This is a genomic window from Streptomyces sp. NPDC021622 (genome assembly GCF_040640795.1).
Classification (GTDB): Bacteria; Actinomycetota; Actinomycetes; order Streptomycetales; family Streptomycetaceae; genus Streptomyces.
In genome coordinates, this window is sequence record NZ_JBFACK010000005.1 from 379925 (window position 1) to 404349 (window position 24425).

At 70.4% G+C, this 24425-nt stretch carries 25 protein-coding genes; 11 read left to right on the forward strand and 14 right to left on the reverse strand.

Translation table 11 applies throughout. The features are described 5' to 3' along the window. Positions 1-156: 156 nt before the first annotated feature. From AB0G47_RS12545 to AB0G47_RS12575, 7 genes are all read right to left on the reverse strand, one after another. Positions 157-1767: an ABC transporter ATP-binding protein gene (locus AB0G47_RS12545; RefSeq protein WP_360767673.1), complete on the reverse strand. Its 1611-nt coding sequence runs from the start codon at positions 1765-1767 to the stop codon at positions 157-159. Then, on the reverse strand, positions 1764-2753 hold the full coding sequence (locus AB0G47_RS12550) for an ABC transporter permease (RefSeq protein ID WP_360767676.1): 990 nt from the start codon (positions 2751-2753) through the stop codon (positions 1764-1766). Before AB0G47_RS12550 ends, AB0G47_RS12545 begins: the two co-directional genes overlap by 4 nt. Continuing rightward, positions 2750-3742, reverse strand: a complete 993-nt coding sequence (locus tag AB0G47_RS12555) for an ABC transporter permease (RefSeq protein ID WP_360767679.1) — start codon at positions 3740-3742, stop codon at positions 2750-2752. Before AB0G47_RS12555 ends, AB0G47_RS12550 begins: the two co-directional genes overlap by 4 nt. A 39-nt stretch (positions 3743-3781) precedes the next feature. Continuing rightward, positions 3782-5509 carry an ABC transporter substrate-binding protein gene (locus AB0G47_RS12560; RefSeq protein WP_360767682.1) on the reverse strand — a complete coding sequence of 576 codons (1728 nt, stop codon included), beginning with the start codon at positions 5507-5509 and terminating at the stop codon, positions 3782-3784. Between the two features lie 137 nt (positions 5510-5646). Next, positions 5647-5739, reverse strand: coding sequence for an Ms4533A family Cys-rich leader peptide (locus AB0G47_RS12565; RefSeq protein ID WP_323178664.1), 93 nt, complete (start codon positions 5737-5739; stop codon positions 5647-5649). A gap of 78 nt (positions 5740-5817) precedes the next feature. Beyond that, the gene (locus tag AB0G47_RS12570) at positions 5818-7215 is read right to left on the reverse strand and encodes a DUF3152 domain-containing protein (protein WP_360767686.1); all 1398 of its coding nucleotides are present in this window, start codon (positions 7213-7215) and stop codon (positions 5818-5820) included. An 8-nt stretch (positions 7216-7223) separates the two neighbouring features. Continuing rightward, on the reverse strand, positions 7224-8219 hold the full coding sequence (locus AB0G47_RS12575; protein ID WP_360767689.1) for an alpha/beta hydrolase: 996 nt from the start codon (positions 8217-8219) through the stop codon (positions 7224-7226). A gap of 186 nt (positions 8220-8405) precedes the next feature. On the opposite strand from AB0G47_RS12575, the gene AB0G47_RS12580 reads away from it, so the two are divergent. From AB0G47_RS12580 to AB0G47_RS12595, 4 genes are all read left to right on the forward strand, one after another. Next, positions 8406-8618, forward strand: coding sequence for a hypothetical protein (locus tag AB0G47_RS12580; RefSeq protein ID WP_360767692.1), 213 nt, complete (start codon positions 8406-8408; stop codon positions 8616-8618). Positions 8619-8762: 144 nt separating this feature from the next. Beyond that, positions 8763-9404, forward strand: coding sequence for a TetR/AcrR family transcriptional regulator (locus AB0G47_RS12585; RefSeq protein ID WP_360767695.1), 642 nt, complete (start codon positions 8763-8765; stop codon positions 9402-9404). A 144-nt stretch (positions 9405-9548) separates the two neighbouring features. After that, positions 9549-9776, forward strand: coding sequence for a DUF3107 domain-containing protein (locus AB0G47_RS12590; protein ID WP_360767698.1), 228 nt, complete (start codon positions 9549-9551; stop codon positions 9774-9776). Positions 9777-9956: 180 nt separating this feature from the next. Then, positions 9957-10229, forward strand: a complete 273-nt coding sequence (locus tag AB0G47_RS12595) for a hypothetical protein (protein ID WP_360767701.1) — start codon at positions 9957-9959, stop codon at positions 10227-10229. 75 nt (positions 10230-10304) lie between these two features. Here the strand turns inward: AB0G47_RS12595 and AB0G47_RS12600 are convergent, their stop codons facing one another. Continuing rightward, on the reverse strand, positions 10305-11042 hold the full coding sequence (locus tag AB0G47_RS12600) for a ferritin-like fold-containing protein (protein WP_135336531.1): 738 nt from the start codon (positions 11040-11042) through the stop codon (positions 10305-10307). Positions 11043-11504: 462 nt separating this feature from the next. Between AB0G47_RS12600 and AB0G47_RS12605 the strand changes: the two genes are divergently transcribed. The 3 genes from AB0G47_RS12605 to AB0G47_RS12615 all read left to right on the forward strand — a co-directional run bounded on the left by AB0G47_RS12605 (position 11505) and on the right by AB0G47_RS12615 (position 15489). Then, positions 11505-13694 carry a DEAD/DEAH box helicase gene (locus AB0G47_RS12605; protein WP_360767704.1) on the forward strand — a complete coding sequence of 730 codons (2190 nt, stop codon included), beginning with the start codon at positions 11505-11507 and terminating at the stop codon, positions 13692-13694. Between the two features lie 183 nt (positions 13695-13877). Then, entirely contained in the window at positions 13878-14750 is an 873-nt protein-coding gene (locus AB0G47_RS12610) for an alpha/beta hydrolase (protein ID WP_360767707.1), read from the forward strand. Positions 14751-14793: 43 nt separating this feature from the next. After that, positions 14794-15489 (forward strand): ester cyclase, encoded by a 696-nt coding sequence (locus AB0G47_RS12615; protein WP_360767710.1) that lies wholly within the window; start codon positions 14794-14796, stop codon positions 15487-15489. Positions 15490-15509: 20 nt separating this feature from the next. On the opposite strand, the gene AB0G47_RS12620 is transcribed toward AB0G47_RS12615, so the two are convergent. After that, positions 15510-16409: an NYN domain-containing protein gene (locus tag AB0G47_RS12620; RefSeq protein ID WP_360767713.1), complete on the reverse strand. Its 900-nt coding sequence runs from the start codon at positions 16407-16409 to the stop codon at positions 15510-15512. A gap of 211 nt (positions 16410-16620) precedes the next feature. Here AB0G47_RS12620 and AB0G47_RS12625 point away from each other — a divergent pair, with 211 nt between their 5' ends. Then, positions 16621-16773: a hypothetical protein gene (locus AB0G47_RS12625; RefSeq protein WP_266870575.1), complete on the forward strand. Its 153-nt coding sequence runs from the start codon at positions 16621-16623 to the stop codon at positions 16771-16773. Positions 16774-16834: 61 nt separating this feature from the next. Here AB0G47_RS12625 and AB0G47_RS12630 read toward each other — a convergent pair whose 3' ends face one another. From AB0G47_RS12630 to AB0G47_RS12640, 3 genes are all read right to left on the reverse strand, one after another. Then, positions 16835-17440 carry a MarC family protein gene (locus AB0G47_RS12630; protein WP_360767716.1) on the reverse strand — a complete coding sequence of 202 codons (606 nt, stop codon included), beginning with the start codon at positions 17438-17440 and terminating at the stop codon, positions 16835-16837. 75 nt (positions 17441-17515) lie between these two features. After that, entirely contained in the window at positions 17516-18382 is an 867-nt protein-coding gene (locus AB0G47_RS12635; protein WP_360767719.1) for a PHP domain-containing protein, read from the reverse strand. A gap of 300 nt (positions 18383-18682) precedes the next feature. Next, a complete protein-coding gene (locus tag AB0G47_RS12640; protein ID WP_360767722.1) occupies positions 18683-19324 on the reverse strand; it encodes a DUF6758 family protein in 642 nt (213 codons plus the stop codon). Positions 19325-19496: 172 nt separating this feature from the next. Here AB0G47_RS12640 and AB0G47_RS12645 point away from each other — a divergent pair, with 172 nt between their 5' ends. Next, complete coding sequence (locus AB0G47_RS12645) at positions 19497-20750, forward strand: MFS transporter (RefSeq protein WP_360767725.1); 1254 nt, start codon at positions 19497-19499, stop codon at positions 20748-20750. Between the two features lie 18 nt (positions 20751-20768). On the opposite strand, the gene AB0G47_RS12650 is transcribed toward AB0G47_RS12645, so the two are convergent. Next, positions 20769-21353, reverse strand: a complete 585-nt coding sequence (locus tag AB0G47_RS12650; protein WP_266870569.1) for a suppressor of fused domain protein — start codon at positions 21351-21353, stop codon at positions 20769-20771. A 472-nt stretch (positions 21354-21825) separates the two neighbouring features. Between AB0G47_RS12650 and AB0G47_RS12655 the strand changes: the two genes are divergently transcribed. Then, complete coding sequence (locus AB0G47_RS12655; RefSeq protein WP_266870568.1) at positions 21826-22941, forward strand: magnesium and cobalt transport protein CorA; 1116 nt, start codon at positions 21826-21828, stop codon at positions 22939-22941. A gap of 24 nt (positions 22942-22965) precedes the next feature. Beyond that, positions 22966-23472, forward strand: a complete 507-nt coding sequence (locus AB0G47_RS12660) for a hypothetical protein (RefSeq protein ID WP_360767728.1) — start codon at positions 22966-22968, stop codon at positions 23470-23472. Positions 23473-23581: 109 nt separating this feature from the next. Here AB0G47_RS12660 and AB0G47_RS12665 read toward each other — a convergent pair whose 3' ends face one another. Continuing rightward, the gene (locus AB0G47_RS12665; protein ID WP_360767731.1) at positions 23582-24355 is read right to left on the reverse strand and encodes a hypothetical protein; all 774 of its coding nucleotides are present in this window, start codon (positions 24353-24355) and stop codon (positions 23582-23584) included. Between the last annotated feature and the right edge of the window lie 70 nt (positions 24356-24425).

Consider the following 24425-nt stretch of genomic DNA (forward strand, 5'->3'; position numbering starts at 1 on the left):
CGGCTCGCAGCGGGACGAACGTATGCGGACATGACGGTGGCGTGATGGACGGTTGTCCATCACGCCACCAAAAGGGGTGAACGGCCGTAACTTTCCCGTGCCGGTTGCGTTCTGTCGCGCTAAGGCACGCCGAAAGCGCTCTTCAGCTACGGAGAGTCATGCTGCGGCCAGCTCCCTGCGGGCCGTGCGGCGGCGCGCCGCCGCGTCCGGATCGAGTGCGGGGACGGCCGCCAACAGCTGTCTGGTGTACGCCTCCTGGGGCGCGCCGTACACCGCGTCGACGGTGCCGGACTCGACGATCCGCCCCTGCCGCATCACCGCGACCCGGTCGCTGACCTGGCGTACGACCGCCAGATCGTGCGCGATGAAGACCAGTGCGAGCCCCAGCTCCTGCTGCAACTCGGCGAGCAGGGCCGTCACTTGGGCCTGGGTCGTCACGTCGAGCGCCGACACCGGCTCGTCGCACACGATGATCCGCGGCTCGGCGGCAAGCGCCCGCGCGATCCCGACGCGCTGCCGCTGGCCGCCGCTGAACTCGTGCGGATAGCGCCCGTAGTGTGCCGGATCGAGCCCGACGCGCGCCATCAGGTCCCGTACGCGATCGCGCACCGCCGGCTCATCGTGCCCGCCCCGCGCGCGCAGCGGATCGGCGATGGACTCCCCCACCCCGCGCCGCGGGTTGAGCGAGGAGACGGGGTCCTGGAAGACCATCTGCACATCGGGCCGTACGCCATGACCTGCGGAGCCCGCGTGGCGGATCTCCCCGGCCGTCGGTTCGAGGAGCCCGACCAGCATCCGCCCTAGCGTCGTCTTGCCGCTGCCGCTCTCGCCCACGACCCCGAGCGTCTCGCCCCTGCGGACCGTGAGCGAAACCCCGTCGACGGCGGCGAACGCCCGCTTGCCGCGCCCGAACTCCCGCCGCAGACCGACCGCTTCGAGTACGACGTCGCCCTGCGCGCGGGAGACCTCCGAGCGGGAGACCTCCGAGCGCGGCGCGTCGACGCGGGGCACCGCCCCGAGCAGCTCCCGCGTGTACGGCTGCGCGGGCGCCCCGAGCACCTCACGCACGGGCCCGTGCTCGACGGCCCGACCGTGCCGCATGACCAGGACGTCGTCGACGCTCTCCGCCGCGACGCCCACGTCATGGGTGACCAGGAGCAGCCCCATCCCCGTCTCGGCCCGCAGCGAGTGCAGCAGGTCGAGGATCTGGGCCTGCACGGTGACGTCCAGGGCGGTCGTCGGCTCGTCGGCGACCAGAAGCTGGGGCTCGCAGGCCAACGCCATGGCGATGAGCGCCCGTTGGCGCATGCCGCCGCTGAACTCGTGCGGCCGGGAGCGCGCCCTGCGCGGCGCGTCCGCGATGCCCACCCGGTCGAGGACGTCGACGGCACGCGCGCGTGCCGCCCGCCGCGATGCTCCCGTGTGGACGCGGTACACCTCGGCGATCTGGTCGCCCACCGCGTAGTACGGGTCGAGGGACGACAGCGGGTCCTGGAAGACCATCGCCGCTTTCCCGCCCCGCAGCCGCCGCAGCTCCTCACCGGACGCTTCTTGTACGTCGATGCCGCCGACCCGCACCGTGCCGCCGACGTCCGCTCCGGTGCCCCGGTGCAGCCCGAGCAGCGCGGAGGCCACCGTGCTCTTGCCGGACCCCGACTCGCCGACGAGGCCGAGCGCGGCGCCCTCGGCGAGCGTGAAGGAGAGCCCGTCGACGGCGCGCGTGTCCCCGAAGTCGACCACCAGGTCCGTCACTTGAACCAGGCTCATGACAGGACCACCCTTCGGTCGGCCACCGCGTACAGGACGTCCGCGACGGCGTTGGCGAGCACCACGAAGAAGCCGGTCGCCAGGACCATGCCGACCACGACCGGCAGATCGACGACGCGGACCGCGTGCACGAGTTCGCGCCCCATGCCGGGCAGACCGAAGAGCGTCTCGCTGAGCACGGCGCCGCCGAACAGCGTCCCGAAGTCGTTGGCGCTCAGCGCGATGACCGGAGCGACCGCGCCCCGCAGCGCATGCCTGCCGATGATCGAGCGCTCCCCGACGCCGTACGCGCGGAAGGTCCGCACATGGTCGTCGGCGAGGGTCTCCAGCATCGAGGCGCGGGTCAGGCGCGCGTACTTGGCGGCCTCGATCAGCGCGAGGGAGAGCCAGGGCAGCAGCAGGTTCCACGCCCACTGCTGAGGGTCGTCGGTGAACGCGACGTACTGCGGGAAGGGCAGCCAGTTCAGCTGGCCGCAGACCACGATCATCAGCAGCAGACCGATGACGAAGACGGGCGTGGCCATGCCGGCGAGCGTGACGGCGGTCAGGACGCGCTCGGTGACGCGCCCGCGCCGCCAGGCGGAGAGCACACCCGTGCCGACCCCGAGGATCAGCCACATCACCATGGCGCCGAGCGCGAGCGACCCGGTGACCGGCAGCTTCGCCAGGATCAGCTGGGTGACCTGCTGGTCGCTCTGGTAGGAGAGCCCGAGGCAGGGGGCGTCGCAATGCTCGACGCTCGTCCCGGTCGAGTAGTCCTGGCCGACGAAGATGCCCTGCAGGAAGTCCCAGTAGCGGACGTACACCGGGTCGTCGAGCCGCAACTGCTCGGAGACCTGCGCGACTTGGCCCGGTGAGCAGCGCGGACCGCAGGTGATCTGCGCGACGTCGCCGGGAGCGACGTAGAAGACGGCATAGATGATCACGGAGATGGCGAACAGCGTGACGACGGCGCCCGCCGAGCGCCGCAACAGGAAGCCGGTCATGCCTTGCCCTCCCGCTTGCGCCCGGTCCCGATCCGCAGCCGCGACGCGGCGCGCGGGTCGAGCGCGGTCCGCACGCCGTCCCCCAGGACGGTCAGCGCGAGCACGGTCACGAACAGCGCGCCCGCCGGAAGCAGCAGGTACTGCGGCGCCGCCTGGTACCAGACGTCGGCCGAGGTCAGCATCTGCCCCCAGGACGCGGTGGGCGGTTTCACCCCGACGCCGAGGAAGGACAGCGCGGCCTCCACGGTGATGTTCATCGGGACGAGCAGCGCCGCGTACGTGATGACGGGGGCGGCGAGCCCGGGCAGGAGTTCGCGGCGCGCGATGCGCCAGGTGCTCCAGCCGCTGAGCCGGGCGGCGGCCACGTAGTCGAGCTCCTTCAGGGTGATGGTCTGCGCGCGCACGATCTTGGCGGTGCTGCCCCAGGCGACGAGACCAATGACGAGGGCGACGAGGACGGGGCGCGGGAAGCCGCTCGGCACGATCGCCATCAGGGCGAGCGAGAGGACCATCAGCGGCATGGAGACGATGACGTCGGTGGCGCGGCTGAGCACCTGGTCGACCCAGCGGTTGCCGAGCCCGGCCGCGATGCCGACGCCGACGCCGAGCAGCACCTGCACCACCGTCGCGGCGAGCGCGACGCCGAGGGAGACCCGGGCCCCGTACACGAGACGGGCGAACAGGTCGCGCCCGGTCTGCGGTTCGACGCCGAGCCAGTGCTCGGCGCTGATCCCGCCGAACGGGCCGATCGGCACACCGCCGCGCCCGGAGTCGATGAGGTCGGGGTGGTACGTACTGGGGTCCTGGCCCTCGATGGCGGTGAGCAGCGGCGCGGCGAGCGCGACCAGGACGAGCAGCGCGACGACGGCCGCCGCGACGAGGGCGGCACGCTGCGCACGCAGCCGCCGCCAGAACTGACGGGCACCGGAAGCCGGGGCGGGCGCCTGCGCACCCGTCCCCGCTTCCAAGGCCAACAGGGCCTCGCTCATGGTGAGTTGACCGATCTCATGGTGAGTTGACCGATCGCCCTACTTGACCGCGACCTGGGAGATGTCAAGGACACCCGTCCAGTCGCTGATCACGACGTTCTTCACGTCCTTGCCGTACAGACGCTTGTAGACCGGGTGGAAGAGCGGCACGGTCAGCGCCTGCTCGCCGATCTTCTTGTCGAGGGCGCCCCAGCGCTTTGCCGCGGCGTCCAGGTCGGTCAGCTTGTTGATCGCGTCGATCTCGTCGTTGACCGACTTGTCGTCAAGGAAGCCCGTGTTGAAGTTGGCGCCGTCCTTCACGATCTGCCGCCCGTCGAAGATCGGGGCGAGGAAGGGGCCGCCGGAGGGCCAGTCGGCACCCCAGTGGGCGAGGAAGAGACCCGGCTCGTCCTTGGCGCTGTGCACCTTGTCCTTGTAGTCGTTGTCCTCGAGACCCTCCAGCTTGACCTTGATCCCGGCCTTCTTCAGGGCGTCCTGGACCGCGGTGGCGATCTCCGGGCTCGTCTCGAAGTCCTTGGCGTTGGAATGGGTCAGCGTGATGGTGAGCCCGTCCTTGTGACCGGCTTCCTTCAGGAGCTCCTTGGCCTTCTTCGGGTTGCCGGCCTTGCCCGCGGGGAAGTGGTCGTACTTCGTGTATCCGAAGGACTTCTGGTTCGGCAGATACGTCGTCGCGGGCTCGGCGAGCGAGGAGCCGCCTGCGGCGTTGACCACGGAGGAGCGGTCGACGGCGTACGAGACGGCCTGGCGCACCTTCGGGTCGTCGAACGGCTTCACCTTCGGGTTGAAGGCGAGGTAGTTGGTGTAGCCGAAGTGCCCGGTGCCGACGCGCGATGCGAGGTCCTTGTCGCCGGTGACCTTGGCGAGTTCGGCGGGGCCGAGGTTCGTGTCGGTGGTGACGGCGGCGGCGTCCTCGCCCTGTCCTGCCGAGAGCCGCTGGTTGATGACGGACGGGTTGAGCCCGGACCGCACGTCGATCTTGTCCGGGTAGGCCTTGCGCTCGGGGTCGGTCTTCGCCGACCAGTGCGGGTTGCGCTCCAGGGTGAGCCGCTCGCCGTCGTTCTCGTTCTTGACGACCTTGTACGGCCCCGAGGAGACCGGATGCTCCTCGTACTTGGTGCCCTTGTCCTTGCTCTTCGGTACGGGCGTGAACTGCGTCTGGGTGGCCAGGTACGGGAACTCGCCCTCGGGCTTGTTCAGACGGAAGACGATGGTCCGCTCATCGGGCGTCTCGATCGACTTCAGACCCTTGCCGCTCTTGTCCTTGTAGGGCCCGGCGTACTTGTCGCCGCCGATCAGCCAGTCCCTCAAGTACGGGGCCCCACCGGAGAGTTCACCGGCGAAGGAGCGCTCGATGCCGTACTTGATGTCGGCGGAGGTGATCGGCGAGCCGTCCTCGTACTTGAGGCCCTTCTTCAGGGTGTACGTCCACACCGTGGCGTTCTTGCTCGGCCTGCCGAGGTCGGTGGCGAGGTCCGGGACGACCTGCGCGCCCTTGGCGCCGTCCTCCCGGTTGCGGGTGGTCAGCGTACGGAAGACCAGCGAGGGGACGTTGCCGCCACCGGAGGTGTAGAGCCGCGCCGGGTCGAAGTCGACCTGCGGGGCGCTGTTGAGGACGGTGAGCGTGCCGCCCTTGGCGGGCTTGCCGTCGGCGCCGCCGCTCCCGGCGTCGTTGCCCTCGGGGCCCGCGCAGGCGGCGGCGCCCGCGGCCAGGACCAGGCTGACGGATGCCGCTGCCACGCGGCGGGCTATGACGGACGGTTGACGCATGGGAAAGGACCTCTCGGAGAATCGAGCAGGGGAATGAGCAGTGGAAATGAGCAGAGCTCGCCCCGGGGTCGCCGAAGAGGGTCAGGACCTGAGAAAGGTCATGAGAATGCAAGCGACGCACGCGCCAGGGGCGGGCGTCAGCAACAGTGAATGTCGGACACGCAGTGCGCGGTCACGCCAAAGAGCGCCAGCTCAAGGGCGGCGCGCGAGGAGGCGTGACGAGGCGACATGCGGAGAAATATGAACGAACTTTCGGCGGATGTCAAAGCCGCCGATCACGGCCCGACCGCACGCCGATCGTTTCCGTCTCAACTCTTGGGAAACGCCCAGGGGTTGGCCTTGCACTTGATTCCGTCGTGGTCGAGGAACTTGGTCTGCTGCTGCATGACCGGGGCGAGTTCGCCGTTCTTCGTGCAGTCGACGTGATTGAAGCCGAGCCGGTGGCCGACCTCGTGGTTGATCAGCATCTGGCGGTACGGGTGGATGCGGTCGCCGTACGTCTTGGCGCCCTGCGCCCACCGATAGGCATTGATCATGACGCGGTCGGTGGCCGCGGAATCGCAGGACACGTTCTGTTCGAGCGTGTCGAGTCCCGACTTCGCGCACCATTTCGCCGTCGTACCGGGACTGGCCAGCGTAATGACGAAATCGGGCTTCCCGGAGGAGATCCGCTCGAAGGTCCGGCCGCCGCTGTGTGCCCAACTCCGGTCGTCGTTCAGGGTTTTCTGCACGGCCGCCGCGAACAGCTCGCCGTCCAGGCCCATCCCCTTCTCGACATCGACGCGGTAGCGGAACAACTGCCCCTTGCCCGGGGCCTTGTCGAACCCCGCGATCGCGTCGAAGTCACCGGACGCGGTGAGCTTCGCGTCGAGCGGGTACTTCTCGCCCATCTTCGACTCGTACGTCGCCGGGGCGGCGTCAGGAGGAGTGGGACGGTCGTCCGAGCGGGACGCCGGGTCGTCGGCCTCGCGCTCCTCCTTGCCCTGCGCGGCCCCGGCCTTGGGCGCCGGGTCCTTGGGCCCTTCGGTCACCTGTCCTGCCACGACCACGGCGAGCACGGTCGTGACCGCGGCGGCCGCAATGCCGGTGAAGGTGCGGCCCTTGCCGCCCTTGCCGTCCCGCTCGTCGCCGTCGTCGACGCCATCGGACCCGCCGATCCCGCCCGCCCCTTCGGACCAGAGGTCGCCGTGGGCGTCCTCCTCCGCGTCGACCGCGCGGTCCCAGTCGGTGACGGAGGCGTACGGATCGCGGGGCGTCCGCATGGGCGGCAGGGCCGCCGTGCCGGGGTCGCCGGGCACTGCTCCCGGTGCTCCCGGTGCTCCCGGTGCTCCCGGTGCGAACAGGTCCTCGTCCACGAACTCGTCGCCGAACGCGTCCACGTACTCGCGGCGCGGCCCCGGCACGTGCGGCGCGGTCCCCGTGCCCGGGACCCCGTACGAGGCCCCCATCCGCGAACCGGTGCCCCAGCCGCCGCCCGGCTCACGCTGCTCGGGGTGACCGCCGCGGACGTGCGGCACGCCGTGCGGAGGAGTGGCCTGCGGGACGCCGTGCGCCGGGGTGGCACCGGCCGGCGGGCCCACGCGCCTGCGCCGCCCGGTGCCGGGCCCCGGCGGGCGCGCTCCCTGTGCCGGCGGAGTACCAGTACCGCTCGTGCTGCTGCTGTTGTCTGCGAGGTCGGCCGAACCCCGGCGGCTGTGACGTCCCACGTGCCGCCTCAGCTCCCCGAACCCGCGTCGCCGGTATCGCTTTCGCTCAACTCGCCCGTGTCCACGAGCAGTTCACGGAAGGCGGTGGCCACCGTGTCGGGATACTCCATCATCGCCACATGCCCCGCGTCCGGCAGCGTGAGCAGCCGTGAGTCGCGGAACGCGGCGGCCGCCTTGCGGGCCATCCGGTACGAGACGAGCAGATCACGGCCGCCATAGATGAGCAGCGTCGGCGCGAGCACCCGCTCCGCCTGTCGCCACAGACCGTGCTGGCCGCCCAGCGTGTACGCGTTCACGATGCCGCGCGCCGAGCGCGTCATCGCGTCCCACATATAGGGCAGCGCGAGCCTGCGCTCCATCTCGCGGACCGCAGCGGCGAAACCTTCCGGCGTGATCCGGGCCGGGTCGCCGTAGCAGAGCGCCATGACACCGCTGACCCGCTGCTCGGCCGTCCAGTCCTTGGTGAGCTTGGTGAACAGGCCCGCGACGCCGGGCACCGCGAGCAGCCCGGTCGGCATCGCCGTGCGCTGCACCCGAAGCTCGGGCAGCGCGGGGGAGATCAGCGTGAGCGTGCGTACGAGGTCGGGGCGGACCGCGGCGACGCGGGTGGTGACCGCGCCGCCCAGCGAGTTGCCGACCAGGTGGACGGGGCCGCGGTCGCTGGCGTCCAGGTAGCGGATGACCGCGCGCGCGTGGCCCGTGACCGAGTAATTGCCGTCGTCGGGCGGCGGTGAGTCCCCGAACCCGGGCAGATCCAGCGCCTCGCAGTCGACGACGGACTCGACCCGCGGCATCAGCGCCGACCAGTTCTGCGAGGACCCGCCGAGCCCGTGCACGAACAGGGCGGGCGGCAGCCCTGCGCGGACGGCAGGCCTGGAACGTACGGAAAGCGTGAGTCCGGGAAGGCCGACCGAGTCGAGCCGCTCGCCCGCCGCGACGCCGACGGCACCCGGCTTGGGCGCGACGGTGGCGGCGAGCACGTGCGGCAACTCGGTCGAAGACATGCGGGCAATGTTACGAGACGATCACGCGGTGGTTCGTGTGTTCGCCGTCACAGATCCGGCCGATGTCGTGAGGAGATCGCGTAGCGCCTGGTTCGGCAGTCTCCTAGGCTCATAGGAGAGGGGCTCATAGAAGAGGGCGAACAGGGCACTCGCACCACTAGTAGTGCGCTAGGGAAGAGAGTGACGATGACCGTCGACCCGTCCGACCCCGACACCTTCGAGGTCGAGGAGACCGAGAGCAGCGCCGAGACCCCCGAGACCGACGCCGCCGAGCAGCACACCGACCTCGCCCCGAGCCAGGACGACTCCTTGCAGGACGCCGACCCGAACGCGGCCAACGAGGCCGACCTGGCCGAACAGGCCCGCGTCGTCAGTATCGACGAGGACGACTATCGCTGACCTGCCCGTGTTTGCCCTGCTACGCACGGCTTCCACGGCCATCCAGTCCGTGAAATTCTCCGCTCGTACCGCGCACATCACGGTTACCGAAAAGTACGATGGCGGCGCGGCGCACACCGCACGTTCACGATCATGGGAGGCGGCGTGACAGCCATCGAGCAGACAGAGGCAGCACGCCCGCGGGGCACACGCCTGCCGCGTCGTGCCCGACGCAATCAGCTCCTGGGCGCGGCGCAGGAGGTCTTCGTCGCGCAGGGGTACCACGCTGCGGCGATGGACGACATCGCCGAGCGGGCCGGTGTCAGCAAGCCGGTGCTCTACCAGCACTTCCCCGGCAAGCTCGACCTGTACCTCGCACTGCTCGACCAGCACTGCGAGTCGCTGCTGCAGTCCATCCGCACGGCCCTCGCGTCCACGACGGACAACAAACTGCGCGTCGCGGCCACGATGGACGCGTACTTCGCGTACGTGGAGGACGAGGGCGGCGCGTTCCGACTGGTCTTCGAGTCCGACCTGACCAACGAGCCCGCGGTCCGCGAGCGCGTGGAGCGGGTGACGCTCCAGTGCGCCGAGGCGATCTGCGAGGTCATCGCCGAGGACACGGGCCTGCCCCGCGACGAGGCGATGCTGCTCGCCGTGGGCCTGGGCGGCTACTCGCAGGTGGTCGCGCGCTACTGGCTCTCCAGCGGCAGCACGGTCCCGCGCGACAAGGCGGTGCAGCTGCTCACCTCGCTGGCCTGGCGGGGCATCGCGGGCTTCCCGCTGCACGGCACGGAAGGCCACTGACCGGCGGCGGTGCTCCCTGTTCCCGTTTTCTGTTCGCTACTGGCGTGCGGCGGCGGCACCGTGAGCATCGCTTCACCGGGCTAATGTGTGCTGAGTACGGCGCGGACGGCCGCGCACATCACTGACCGTCGGAGGGACATAGCCGTGGAGGTCAAGATCGGCGTGCAGTACGCGCCCCGCGAGATCGTGCTGGAGAGCGGCCAGACGGCCGAGGAAGTCGAGCACGCGGTGTCCGAGGCGCTGACCGGCAAGTCGCCGTTGCTGAGCCTCGTGGACGACCACGGCCGCAAGGTCCTGGTTCCGGCCGACCGCCTCGCGTACGTCGAGCTCGGCGAGCCGACCGCGCGCAAGGTGGGCTTCAGCGCCCTGTAAGCAGGGTGCGCACGCAAGGCGCACAAGGAGAACGGCCCGGTGGATCACCACCGGGCCGTTCTCGTCGCCATATCTATCTCGTTGTACGTACCTGACCTCGCTCGGAGGGTTGCGTTCCGGCCGCCAGGGGTAATACCGGCTACGACCGTTTTGCACCTGGCCGCGAGGGAGGGACACCCTGTGATTCTGGAAGCACTCGGCTCCACACTGCTCGGTTTCGCCCTGGCATGGGCCGCGGCCCACCGCCTGCCCCACCGGCTCCCCGCGCGCAACCTGGTCCTCGCGACCGGCACAGCGGGCGCCCTGATCGGCTCCTTCGTCGCACATATGGCCCTGGGCGCGGGCCACGCGGCGGCGACGATCGCGGGCGCGGTGGCAGTGTCGGCAGCCTTGCTGTCCCTACTGCTCCGCCCGAGCCGCAACAGACTGAGCCGTCGCTCGGCGACGGCGTAGCGGGACCGCGCCCCCGAAGGGGCGCGGGGAACTGCGCGACAAGCCACAACGCACCCGCAGCCAAAGACGAGACCCCTAGGCGGCCAAGCCCAGCGCAGCCATCCGCTTGGTGTGCGCCTCAGTGATCCGAGAGAACATCCGCCCGACCTCGGCAAGGTCGAACCCATCGGCAACGCCCCCGACCAGCATGGTCGACAACGCATCCCGGTCGGCCACAACCCGCTGCGACTGCGAAAGCGCCTCGCCCATCAGGCGACGGGCCCACAGCGCAAGCCGCCCGCCCACGCGAGGATCCGCGTCGATCGCCGCGCGCACCTTCTCCACCGCGAAGCTCGCGTGCCCCGTGTCGTCGAGCACGCCGAGCACCAGCCCGCGCGTGTCGCCGTCGAGCCGCGCCGCGACCTCGCGGTAGAAGTCACTGGCGATCGAGTCGCCGACGTACGCCTTGACCAGGCCCTCGAGCCAGTCGGAGGGCGCCGTCTGACGGTGGAAGCCGTCGAGCGCCGCGACGAACGGCTCCATCGCCTCGGTCGGGTCCGCGCCGATCGCCGAGAGCCGGTCCCTGAGCTGCTCGAAGTGGTGGAACTCCGCCGACGCCATCTTCGCGAGCTCCGCCTTGTCGCCGAGCGTCGGCGCCAGCTTCGCGTCCTCGGCGAGCCGCTCGAAGGCCGCGAGCTCTCCATAGGCGAGCGCGCCGAGCAGATCCACCACCGCGGCGCGGTAGTGCGGCTCGGCGGAAGCGGTCGCCCAGTCCTGGGCGGCGACTCCGGTCGGTTCGGCGGGCGTGTCAGCGGCGGTGTCAGGCGTCTCCATAAACCGCACAATAGCCCGCTCGCAGCAACGCGTAAGGGCCTGGTCAGTGACTGTGACTACGACTACGTGACCAATTCGCCAGACACGGCTGCGCGATTCCGGGGTACAGTGATAAAGCGCCCGCCGAATATTCGTCGGGCCGTATGAATGAGGATGCCCGGTCGGAGGCCCGATCGGCTCCGACCCGACAGCCCTCCAGGCGGTACGCACAGTGCGTACGGCACGAGGAGGGAACCTCAGCGGTATGAGCGCTCGAGCGCAGGCAGTGGTCCCGCGCCCCCGGCCCGCCCCCCAAGCAGCCGGCGGTAGTGGCACGGTCACGACCCCCAGCGTTCGCCTCAGGCCGCGTCTCACAGAAGAGGCAATGCCCTGACTACGACTTTCCGCGATCTCGGGATTCTCCCCGAGACGGCCGAGGCCCTCGAGGCCGTCGGCATCATCAGCCCGTTCCCCATCCAAGAGATGACGCTCCCCGTTGCCCTCTCCGGCACCGACGTCATCGGCCAGGCCAAGACCGGCACCGGCAAGACGCTCGGCTTCGGTCTCCCGCTCCTGGAGCGCGTCACCGTCCCCGCGGACGTCGAGGCGGGCCGGGCCAAGCCCGAGCAGCTGACAGAGGCGCCGCAGGCCCTCATCGTCGTCCCCACGCGTGAGCTGTGCCAGCAGGTCACGAACGACCTGCTGACCGCCGGCAAGGCGCGGAACGTACGCGTCCTCGCCATATACGGCGGCCGTGCCTACGAGCCGCAGGTCGAGGCGCTCAAGAAGGGCGTCGACATCGTCGTCGGCACGCCGGGCCGGCTGCTCGACCTCGCCGGTCAGCGCAAGCTCGACCTCAAGCACGTCAAGTGCCTCGTCCTCGACGAGGCCGACGAGATGCTCGACCTGGGCTTCCTGCCCGACGTCGAGCGGATCATCAACATGCTGCCGGCCAAGCGTCAGACGATGCTGTTCTCGGCGACCATGCCGGGCGCCGTCATCGGCCTTGCGCGCCGCTACATGTCGCAGCCCACGCACATCCGCGCCACCGCGCCGGACGACGAGGGCCAGACCGTCGCGAACACCGCGCAGTTCGTCTACCGCGCGCACTCGATGGACAAGCCGGAGATGATCGCGCGCATCCTGCAGGCCGACGGCCGCGGGCTCGCGATGATCTTCTGCCGTACGAAGCGGACCGCCGCCGACATCGCCGAGCAGCTCGAGCGCCGGGGCTTCGCCTCGGGCGCCGTGCACGGCGACCTCGGGCAGGGCGCCCGCGAGCAGGCGCTGCGCGCCTTCCGCAACGGCAAGGTGGACGTGCTCGTCTGCACCGACGTCGCCGCACGCGGCATCGACGTCGAGGGCGTCACGCACGTCATCAACTACCAGTCCCCCGAGGACGAGAAGACGTACCTGCACCGCATCGGCCGCACCGGCCGCGCGGGCGCCAAGGGCATCGCGATCACGCTGGTCGACTGGGACGACATCCCGCGCTGGCAGCTGATCAACAAGGCGCTCGACCTCGGCTTCGCCGACCCGGTCGAGACGTACTCGAGCTCTCCGCACCTCTTCGAGGAGCTGAGCATCCCGGCGGGCACCAAGGGTGTCCTTCCGCGTGCCGAGCGGACCCGTGCGGGTCTGGGCGCGGAGGAGATCGAGGACCTGGGCGAGACGGGCGGACGTGGCGCCCGCGGGGGCCGCGGCAACGGCCGCTCGCAGGACCGTGGCCGTTCTTCCGGTCCCGCTGCCGCTCCCGCGCCCGAGGAGCGTCCGGCTCGTACGCCGCGCCGTCGGCGCCGTACGCGCTCGGGCAGCCCGCTGGACGCGACGGCGACCCCGTCGGTCGAGACCCCGGCGTCCCCGGAGCCGGCGCCCGCCGCCGCTCCGCTGGAGCCGACCGAGCCGCGCACGCCGCGCCGTCGTCGCCGGACGCGTTCCGGTGAGGCCGCGGAGGCTGCGGTCGCCACGGTCGAGGCCACCACGGTGCCGGAGGCCGAGCCCGAAGCTGAGGCTCCCGCGAAGCCGCGTCGCCGTACGCGGAAGGCCGCGGAGACCGTGGTCGACACCGTCGAGGCGGTGGAGGCCGAGGCCCCCGCCAAGCCGCGCCGCCGCACCCGCAAGGCCGCGGAGACCGTCGTCGAGACTGCGGAGGTCGTGGAGGCAGAAGCCCCCGCGAAGCCGCGTCGCCGTACGAAGAAGGCTGCGGAGACCGTCGTCGACACGGTCGAGGCAGTGGAGGCCGAGGCTCCCACGAAGCCGCGCCGCCGCGTGAAGAAGGCCGCCGAAGCCGTCGTCGACACCGTCGAGGCAGTGGAGGCCGAGGCCCCCGCCAAGCCGCGCCGCCGCACGAAGAAGGCCGCCGAAGCCGTCGTCGAGGCCGTGGAGGCGGAAGCCCCCGCGAAGCCGCGCCGCCGTACGAAGAAGGCCGCGGAGGCCGTCGTCGACACGGTCGAGGCAGTGGAGGCCGAGGCCCCCGCCAAGCCGCGTCGCCGTACCAAGAAGGCTGCGGAGACCGTCGTCGAGGCGGAGATCCCCGCGCAGCCGACGGAGGAGTCGACGCCGCGTCGCCGTACGCGGAAGGCTGTTGCCGCCACGGCTGAGGGCGACGCCCCCGAGGCGACGATCGCGAAGCCTCGTCGGCGTACGCGGAAGACCGCGGAGGCGGCCGAGTAGGCTCGGCCCGTTGCCTTACGAAGGCCCGGTTCCCCTTGGGGTACCGGGCCTTCGGCGTTGCGGTCCGCTCCCACCTGGCCCGCCGCTCCGCGGCGGATCTTTCCCGCCCACCCGCCCGATCACCCCGCAGCACCCGGGCCATCCCCAAGCCCCCCAGCCCGCCCCTGCCGATAGCCTCAAGCCATGAGCAGGCCCCCCACCTTCACCCCGCCCCCCGGCGTAGCCGCCCACGCCCTCCGCACCGCGCGCGGCGACTTCGCCACCCTCGACGCCCGCCCGGCCGGCGAGGCCAAAGGCACCGTCCTGCTGCTGCCCGGGTTCACCGGCAGCAAGGAGGACTTCATCGCCCTCCTCAGGCCCATCGCCGACGCCGGGTACCGCGCGGTCTCCGTCGACGGCCGCGGACAGTACGAGAGCACCGGCCCGGCGGACGACGAATCCCCTTACGCCCAGGGGGAGTTGGCAAGCGACGTGCTCGCCCAGGCCGCAGCGGTCGGGGGCGGCCCGCTCCACCTCCTCGGCCACTCACTCGGCGGCCAGATCGCCCGCGCGGCGGTCCTGCGGGCCCCCGGCGCCGACGCGGGCCCCTTCGCCTCGCTCACCCTCATGTCGTCGGGCCCCGCCCAGATCTCCCCCTCCCAGCAGGCCCGCGCCAAGATGCTGACCGACGCCCTCGCCGTACTGTCGATGGCCGAGGCCTGGGAGGCCATCCAGGCCCATGACCCGCCGGAGGACACGGACCTCGACGGCGACGAGGCGCTCCGCGAGCGCTGGCTGCGGCACAGCCCGGCCCAGCTCATCGCCACCGGCAAGCAGCTCTGCGCCGAGCCCGACCGCGTCAGGGAACTCGCCGCCACGCCGCTGCCCAAGCACGTCATCTCGGGCGAGCGCGACGACACCTGGCCCGTCCCCTGGCTCGATGACATGGCGGACCGGCTGCGCGCCCACCGCACCGTCATCACCGGCGCCGAGCACTCCCCCAACACCGACCGCCCGGCAGAGACCGCCGCCGCGCTCCTCGCCTTCTGGGAGGACAGCCACCTGGGGCGGGCCTAGCCTGAAAGTGCTACGTACGGCCCCATAACAGGAGGCAGGCGTCATGACATTCGTCCAGGTCATCGACTGCAAGACACATCAGATCGACGCGCTGAACAAGGTGATGGACACCTGGGTCGAAGCCACCAAGGGCAAGCGGACGGCCACCCACGCGATGATGGGCAGGGACCGCTCCGACTCCACTCACCTGATGGAAATCGTGGAGTTTCCGTCCTACGAGGCAGCGATGGCGAACTCGCAGCTGCCGGAGACGGACCGGATCTTCCGGGAGATGGTCGCGCTCTGCGACGAGGCGCCGTCGTTCACCGATCTCGACGTGCTGCGCGACGAGCAGCTGAACAAGAGCGTGGTCAGCGGCTTCTTCGAGGAAGTGGTGAACAAGGGCGACATCGACGCGATGGACGGGATGTGTACCGCCGACTATCGGGAGCACGACCCGTCGCAGGCCTCCTATGACGCGGGTCTGGCGGAGGTCAAGGTCTCGAACCGGGAGATCATAGAGGGGTTCCACCCGACGGTCACCGTGAAGAGCCTGATGGCCGACGGCGATCTGGTGTGCGCGCGGTTCTCGTTCAAGGGCCGCCACGTCGGCCCGTACCAGGGCCTGGAGGCGACCGGCCGCGATGTCGCAGGCACCGGCCACGCGACCTTCCGCTGCAAGGGCGGCAAGATGGCGGAGAGCTGGTGGAACGTGGACGACCTCGGCCTCATGCAGCAGCTGGGCGTCGTCGAGAGCTGACCCGCTGCCCCCCAGTCCACTCAGTACTGCGTCTGCAGGTGTTCCCAGAAGCCGTCCCGCAGCGCCCGCCGCAGATCCGACTGGCCCCGCAGCGAGTAGGCAAGCAGCTTCTCCGCCTCCACCAGGAGTTCCTGGTCGACCGAACCGGGCAGGTAGGGGTGTCCCGGCAGCAGGTCCACCAGCGCCTCGCGCCCCCGCGCGGCCAGCCACTTCGCGGCGATCTGCGCGCCCACGAAGCGCACGTCCTCGCGGGAGGGCCGGGGCGTGCCGAGCGTCTCGTACGTTGCCGCGACGGTGCGCCGCGACACGTACGGCTTGAAGAACTCGAGGTCGAACGTCCGCTGGCTGTCGACCTCCCACAGCAGTGGCTCCGCCTGGTTGCGGCCGCCCTCGGACGCCTCGATGCCCCAGAGATGGACCCGCGCGCCGTACCCCTGCGCCGCCTCCACCGCCGAGACCAGGTCCTCGTCGCCCCCGATCAGTGCCGCGTCGCTGATCGCGCGGTGCCTGGCCAGTGACTCCAGGTCCGTCCTGATGAGGGAGTCGACGCCCTTCTGCTGGTTGTTCGCGTTGAGGTTGCCCAGGCGCACCTTGACGTCCGGGAGCTCCGCGATCGACTGCTGCTCCATCGTGTGGATGCGGCGCCGCGCACCGTCGTACCAGTAGACGCGCAGCAGCCTGCTGTCCGCGAAGATCGTGCGGGCCTTGTCGATGAACGCCTCGATCAGGCCCTCCGCGTCCAGGTCGAAGGCCCGCCGGTCCTCGGTGCCGACCGCGAGCCGGCCCGCCGCCGCGTACACATACCCCGCGTCGACGAAGATCGCGTGCGTCGACGGCGTCTTCGCCACCTCGGCGAGCATCCGCTCGAGAAGGCTGTTGGCGCGCTCAAGCTGGGCTCTGATCTCGGTTTCTGCGTCCATTGGTGCACATTGTCCCGCTGGTCACGCTGCGAACACAACCGGTCTCGCTACCCGCGAGTAATTAGGCTGTCGAAAAATTTCTTTAGCGTAGGGAATGTTTGCATGAGGCAACCCGTTGTACCCGTATGGAACGCGGGACACCGATGCCCCGCGCTCCGCTCACTCCAGTAGTTCTCCTTCAGGAGGATGACCAGACGAAGGGAGAAGCCTTATGCGCTTCGAAATCATGCGACTCGACGACGTCGACGGCGCTGCCGTGGACCGGACCGTCGTAGACGCCGCCTCCGTCAACCGGATGGTGCAGCAGGCCGCAGCGATCGGCCAGCGCATCTACATCCGACCGGCCGAATCCCCGGCCTCGTAACGCAGACGTCGAAGGGCCCCCGTACTCAGTGGAGTACGGGGGCCCTTCGTATGCCCGGCGGCTAGCTGCCCTGGATCACCTGGGTCACGCCGTTGATGATCTGCTGCACGGCGATCGCGGAGAGCATCATGCCCGCGAGCCGGGTCACCAGGACCACGCCGCCGTCCTTGATGACGCGGATGATCAGCAGCGAGTAGCGCATCACCAGCCACAGCACGACGTGCATCGCCACGATCGCCGCCCAGACGGAGATCTGCGTACCGACGCTGTCGGCGTTCTGCACGGCCAGGATGACGGAGACGATCGCGCCGGGCCCGGCGAGCAGCGGCATGCCGAGCGGCACGAGGGCGACGTTGACGTCCTTGGTCTGCTTCGGCTCGTCCGTCTTGCCGGTGAGCAGGTCGAGCGCGATGAGCAGGAGCAGCAGACCGCCCGCGATCATCAGCGCGGGAACGGAGACATGCAGGTAGTCGAGGATCTGATGGCCGAGGAGCCCGAAGACCGCGATCACGCCGAAGGCGACGCACACGGCCTGGAAGGCCATCTTCTTCTGCACCTTGGCGGGTCGGCCGGAGGTGAGCCCGAGGAAGATCGGGGTGATCCCAGGGGGATCCATGATGACAAAAAGGGTGAGGAAGAGAGAGCCGAAGACGGCGACGTCGAACACAGTGATGGCCTTGCAGAGAGAGTCGTACGAAGACGCCGCGGCGGGAGGGCGACGGCGAAAAGGTGGAAGTGAGGACTACACGGAGGGGCGCCCACCGGCGCCCGGCACGGGGAACGCCCCGGTCGCGCGGCGCGTGATCTCCCCGTAGATCTCGGGGTCGGTGGTGAACTCCCCGAGCACGCACGTCTTGCGGCTGCCGTGGTAGTCGCTCGACCCGGTGGCAAGCAGGCCGAGGTCCGCGGCGAGGCCGTGCAGCCGGGCGCGGGTGGCCGGGTCGTGGTCCATGTGGTCGGCCTCGACGCCGTCCAGGCCCGCCGCGGCGAGCTCCGCTATCGCGGCCTCGGGCACGACCTGGCCGCGCTTGACGGCCGCGGGGTGCGCGAAGACGGTGACGCCGCCCGCCGCCTTGACCAGGCGGATCGCGTCGAAGGGGTCGAGCTCGTGCTTCTCGGCGTACGCGCGGCCGCCGTCGGCGAGCCAGTCGGGCGTGAAGGCGTCCGAGACGCTGCGTACGACGCCCAGTTGCACCAGGGCCTCGGCGATGTGCGGGCGGCCGACCGAGCCGTCGCCCGCGATGCGCGCCACCTGCTCCCAGGTGACGGGGACGCCGAGCTCCTGGAGCTTGCCGATCATCGTCTTCGCGCGCGGCACCCGGTCGTCGCGCACGAGCTCGCGCTCACGGGCGAGTTCGGGCTCGTCGGGGTCGAAGAGATAGGCCAGCATGTGCAGGCCCACGCCGTCGAGGCGGCAGGAGAGTTCGGCGCCGGTGACGAGGGTCAGTCCGGCGGGCAGGGCCGCGACGGCCTCCGCGTGTCCCCGCGTCGTGTCGTGGTCCGTGAGCGCGACGACGTCGAGCCCGGCGGCGGCAGCGCCCCGAACCAGCTCGGCCGGGCTGTCCGTGCCGTCGGAAGCGGTGGAGTGGGTGTGCAGATCGATGCGCACGACGCGGACTCCAGGCTCTGACGGGGCGGACGAGGGGGACGCTCAAGGATAACGGGAATCGAACGCTCCCCCGGCCGTCACCGGGGAGGCTCTGCTCACGCCGGAGAGCTCTCCCGGCGGACGCCCTCAGCAGTCGCAGGGTGACCGGGTGGGCGGGCGGGAAGCCCGCCGCGGAGCGGCGAAGAGCGGGTCGACCTGACGGCGGGTACACCTCACGACGGTCCGCCCACAGCAAGAGCCCCCCGGCACAGCAGGAACCCCGGCCGCGGAGAACCACCGCTCACCGCCCCGGAGGGACCCTCAGGGCATCAGGATCCGCGGCGAAAGCGCCCCGCACGGCAGCAGGTCCACCTCGGCGCCCGCGTCGCGCAGATCGGTCAGGACCAGCTCGTCGTACATCAAGAGCCCCGACTGCTCCGGCCACGCGACCGCCCACAGCCAGAGCCCGCGCGCCTCGCCCGCGAAGACGGCCCGGTCGTCCGGCGTGCCCGCCACATGCCACATCGGAGTCGGCCGCCCGGCCGCGAGGACCTTGGCCTGCGGCGGCTTCTCGACGTTCAGATAGGGACCGGGGTCCGGGCCGTCGATGCCGGCGTAGCGCGCGCCGAGGCCGACGCCGAGCTCCTCGGCGACCAGGACGAGTTCGCCGATGCCGCCGAGCGGTGCGGGACCCGAGCAGGCCACGGCGGTCGCACGGCCGCCGCTTCTGTCGTCGCCCGCGCAGGCCACGCCCGTGAAGAGCCAGCCCACCGGCAGCGGCCACGGCATCCACACGGGCACCTGCGCACGGTGCACCACGACTTGGAGGGCCTCGACGCTGGGCGGGATCACAGGCTGCAGCGGATGCACGGTCCCGTGCACATCGCACTGCCAGGAGTCGGCAAAGAGACCGGGAGCCCTGACCCGGCCACCACACTTCGGGCAACTGGGTTCGCCCCTCATAGCGCCCAACGGTCCTCCCCGGTCGTCGCCGCGTCAAGGACGATCACCCGTCCGGAGTCGACGGCGTACCACCCGCCACCGGGCAAACCTAGGTGTAGCTTGCATCTTTTAGCCTTGCTAATTAATATGTGCATACGTCAACGATCCCGCCGGCAGCCGCGAAGGAGCAGGCATGAACAGCAGCACAGGAGGCCCCACAGAAGGGGATCCGTTCGACGAGGGGGCGACCGGCCTTCTGCGCCAGCCGAAGGCCGTCTGGGCCACGGCAGGCGCGTCCGTCGTCGCCTTCATGGGCATCGGGCTCGTCGACCCGATCCTCCCCTCCATCGCCAAGGGCCTTGACGCGTCGGCAAGCCAGGTCTCCCTGCTCTTCACCTCGTACTTCCTGATCACCGCCGTCGCGATGCTGGTGACCGGCTTCGTCTCAAGCCGCATCGGCGGCAAGAAGACCCTGCTCCTCGGCCTCGCGCTCGTCGTGGTCTTCGCGGGCCTGGCCGGCACATCGGGCTCGGTCGGTGAACTCGTCGGGTTCCGGGCGGGATGGGGCCTCGGCAACGCGCTCTTCGTGTCGACCGCGCTCGCCGTCATCGTCGGCGCGGCGGCCGGCGGCAGCGCCGCCGCGATCCTGCTGTACGAGTCGGCGCTCGGCCTCGGCATGGCGTGCGGCCCGCTGCTCGGCGCGGTGCTCGGCAACGCCAGCTGGCGTTACCCGTTCTTCGGCACGGCGGCCCTGATGGCGGTCGGCTTCCTCTGCATCACGGCGTTCCTGAAGGAGCAGCCGAAGCCCGCGCGGAAGACGTCACTGCTCGCGCCGATCAGGGCGCTCGGCCACGGGGGCCTCGCCTCCGCCGCGGCCTCCGCGTTCTTCTACAACTACACGTTCTTCACGGTCCTGGCCTTCACGCCGTTCGTGCTGAACATGACGCCGTACAAGTCGGGTGCGATCTTCTTCGCCTGGGGTCTGCTGCTCGCCGTGTTCTCGGTGCTCGTGGCCCCGCGGCTGCAGGCGCGGTTCGGCTCGCTGAAGGTGCTCGGCGGCTCGCTGGTACTGCTCGCCGCGGACGTGCTGGTGCTCGGGTACGGCGACCACGCCACGGCCATCGTCTGCACGATCCTGTCCGGCGCCTTCATCGGCGTGAACAACACCGTCTACACCGAGCTCGCCCTCGGGGTCTCCGACGCGCCGCGCCCGGTGGCCAGCGCCGGCTACAACTTCGTCCGGTGGTTCGCCGCGGCCGCCGCACCGTTCTTCGCGCCGAAGATCGAGGAGTGGAGCAACATCCACATCCCCTTCGCAGTCGCGGCCGTCACGGCGGTGCTCGGCGCGGTCGTGGTGTGGGCACGCAAGGACGCCCTCACGCACGAGGCGGAGAAGCTCGAACCGAAGCACGCGACGGAGGACAGCGTCACCGTCTTCGCCAACTGAAGCCCCCGGTAAGGAACTTCAGTCCAGGGAAACGGACTTGCGCAGCGGATCGCGCAGGTCCGTTCCGCTGTTCAGCCAGCGCTCCTGGAGCGCCCCCGCGCCGTGCACCCGCTTCCACGCGGCCTCGTTCGGCGTCATGGGCAGCAGCGGCAGGAAACGTACGGGATCCATCGGCTCATCGAGGTCCAGGTCCTCCACCAGGCCGCCCGGCTCCGCGACCAGTACGGACGTGAACTGCGCTCCGGGCCACAGCGGTTCGCCCACGTCGAGCGAGGCGCCCGGGGCCACGACGAGCCCCTCGACCTGCGGGGACGCGGCAAGCACCGCGAGCGGGCGGAGCACCTTGTCCGTGTCGGCGATGCCGCCGCGCACCGACAACACCAGTTCCGCGCGCGGGCCCTTGACCGGGTCGGCGAGAGCGGCGGTCGGGTCGGTCATCGGATGGACCGACATGCCGAGAGTGGCGTACCTGACCACGTCCCCGTCTGTGAAGCGCAGCACTTCGACGCGGTCGGTGCCGAGGAAGGTCACCGCGGCGCGCGCGTCGGGTTCGCCGAGGCCAGTACGGAGACGGGCCTCCACCAGAGCAAGAACATCAGCCATGAAGCGAGCATAGAACTCGTCAGTGGTGGGTAAAGGCGGGGCTTGACCTTTCAGTCGGCTGATAGTGTTGGCAGCTGGTTCCGGGCAGCACGCAGAGCGCGCTCTCCAGCCCGGGCAGATGACTTCGCGCGCGCTACGCGCTTGGGACTTCCCCTACGGGGGACCGGCCGGAGGAGGTGGGGCTGCCATGGATCGAAGTCGACCGTGCAGTACCACCCGTTCTTCCGTCTGACACCTCACGCAGCCCTGTAGCTGCCACTGTGCGTGCGTACTCCTCGTGCCGCGTGCGACGGAAGAGCACTTCGTTTCCACCTGATCTCTCTGAGTTCTCCGGTCTGAGTCAGTAGCGAAGCTGCCACCGCGACGGTGCGGTGCTCCCCGCTTTGTGGACGTGCCAAACATCCTCAGCAGGACGTCCCCATTCCGGGCAGTTCCAACCGTCGCCGGCGGCCTCCGTCAAAGGAGCCTGCCCATGTCGATGATCCGCGACCTGCGTGCCGCAGTCCGTCCCGCGCCCCGCAAGGACGGCAACACCTACATCTCGTACGACGCGACCCGCGAGGCCGCGTCCGCCGTCGTCGACTGTGCGGTCTACCGCGACGGCCGCCGCGCCGCCTGCGACGACACCCTCACCCCGCACGAGGCGATGCTCCAGGTGCGCCGTGACGGCGGCTTCGCCTGGATCGGTCTGCACGAGCCGACCGAGGCCGAATTCGCCGGTATCGCCGCCGAGTTCGGGCTGCACCCGCTTGCCGTCGAGGACGCGGTGCACGCGCACCAGCGGCCCAAGCTTGAGCGTTACGACGACACGCTCTTCACCGTCTTCAAGACGATCCACTACGTGGAGCACGCCGAGCTCACCGCGACCAGCGAGGTCGTCGAGACCGGCGAGGTGATGTGCTTCACCGGGCGGGACTTCTTCATCACCGTGCGGCACGGCGGGCACGGCTCGCTGCGGGCGCTGCGGCGGCGGCTCCAGGAGGAGCCCGAGCTGCTCGCCAAGGGCCCCTCCGCCGTGCTGCACACCATCGCCGACCATGTCGTCGACGGCTATCTCGCGGTGGCCGACGCGATGCAGGACGACATCGACGACGTCGAGAGCGAGGTCTTCTCCGCGCCGAGCAAGGGCAAGGGCTCCGCGCGCGGTGTCGACGCCGGGCGGATCTACCAGCTCAAGCGCGAGGTCCTGGAGTTCAAGCGGGCCGTGTCACCGCTGCTTCGGCCCATGCTGCTCCTGAGCGAGCGGCCCATGCGGCTCGTCGACCCCGACATCCAGAAGTACTTCCGTGACGTCGCCGACCACCTGGCGCGCGTCCAGGAGCAGGTCGTCGGCTTCGACGAACTGCTCAACTCGATCCTGCAGGCCAACCTCGCGCAGGCCGCGGTCGCGCAGAACGAGGACATGCGCAAGATCACCTCCTGGGCGGCGATCATCGCCGTGCCGACGGCGGTCTGCGGGGTCTACGGCATGAACTTCGACCACATGCCCGAGCTGCACTGGCGGTACGGCTACCCCATGGTGCTCGGCCTCATCGGCGGCGTCTGCTGGGCGATCCACCGCACCCTGAAGCGCAACGGCTGGCTGTAGCAGCCCACTCGGTAGGCTGCGCGCATGACAGAAACGCTGCTCGACCGGGCCCTCGTCGAGGAGGCCACCAAGAAGTCGGGCCTCATCTGGGTGCGCGGCGAAGGGCCGGTCCGCGCCCTGTGGCACGTATGGCACGAGGGCGCGGTCCACCTGGTCGGCGACGGCCCCGGCGAACAGCCGCTGCCCGGTCTCGCCGACGGTTCCACCGCCGAAGTGACCGTACGCAGCAAGGACAAGGGCGGGCGCCTCATCGCCTGGACGGCTGCCGTGAGCGAGCTCGCGCCGCGCTCGGAGGCGTGGGAGGCGGCCGTCGCGGAGCTCAAGGGCAAGCGGCTGAACGCGCCCGACGCGGAGCGGATCGCTGAGCGCTGGGCCGCCGAGTGTCGAGTCGTGCGCCTCGCCCCGAAGGACGTCCTCAAGGATCTGCCCGACGGGTCGCTCGCTGCGGCGCCGCTGGTGACCAGGGCTACGACCCGTCTTCCCGTGCCGGATGCGTTGCCGCGGCTGCTTTTCAAGCGGAAGAAGCGGTGAGCGATCCGCTGGGAGCGCTGTATTCGTCTGCGGGTTCGTCGTGGCTTGTCGCGCCCACGCGGCGGAGCCGCATGTGTCACAGCCCCGCGCCCCTTCGGGGCGCTGCCCCCTACGACGTCGGCAACTGCTCCCCGTAATCCACCATCTCGTCCTTGCTCGGCTCGCTGAGTGTGAAGTCCTTGCCCCAGTCGGTGAGCCGGAGCGTGCCGGCGTCGCCGCCGCGCTGCAGGCTCAGCGGGTAGGGCTTGCCCTGGAGGGAGACGTCCAGGGTGCCGCCCGCGCCCTTGTCGCCGGTGATCTTGATGCTGGGGATGCCGCCGGTCCTGCCGCGCTCGCCGGTCTCCAGCTTGCCGTGCAGGGTGAGCATGCCCGACAGGAGGACGTCCTTGTCCGTGAAGCCGCTCAGCTGCTTGTAGGCGGCGTCCTCCTGGGGAACCTTCACGTACTTGCCGTCGAGCTTGGCCGCGGCCTCGTCGTCCGCCTTGCCGGGCTTCTCGCCGTCCTTGGCGTTCGCGTGCGTCCAGAAGCCGGAGTCGGCCATCAGATACAGCTGCTTGCCGACGCGCAGCAGCTTGAACGTGTCGCCCTTCGAGGTGACCGAGCCCTCGCCGCCCTCGCCCTTGAGCCGCATGTCGAGCTTGTACGTGTGCCCCTTGCTGACCACCGTGCCCGAGAGCCGCACCGCCGTCGCCGCGTCGGCGGCCGCGGCGGACTTGCGCTGGATCTTCGTCGCGGAGAGCTTGCCGACGCCGTTCGTGCCCGCGTCCGGATCCTCCTCGCTGCTGCACCCGGTGAGACCGGTGATCCCCACGACGAGACCCGCGCACAGCACGCTCACGACTGCCGCCTTGCGGGTGCGGCGGGCCAGGGGAATCGCAGTCACAGGTGGCACTGCCTCTCGTGGGGACGACGGCTACGGCAGTACGGCAGCGTACCTGGGCCGACTACGCCCT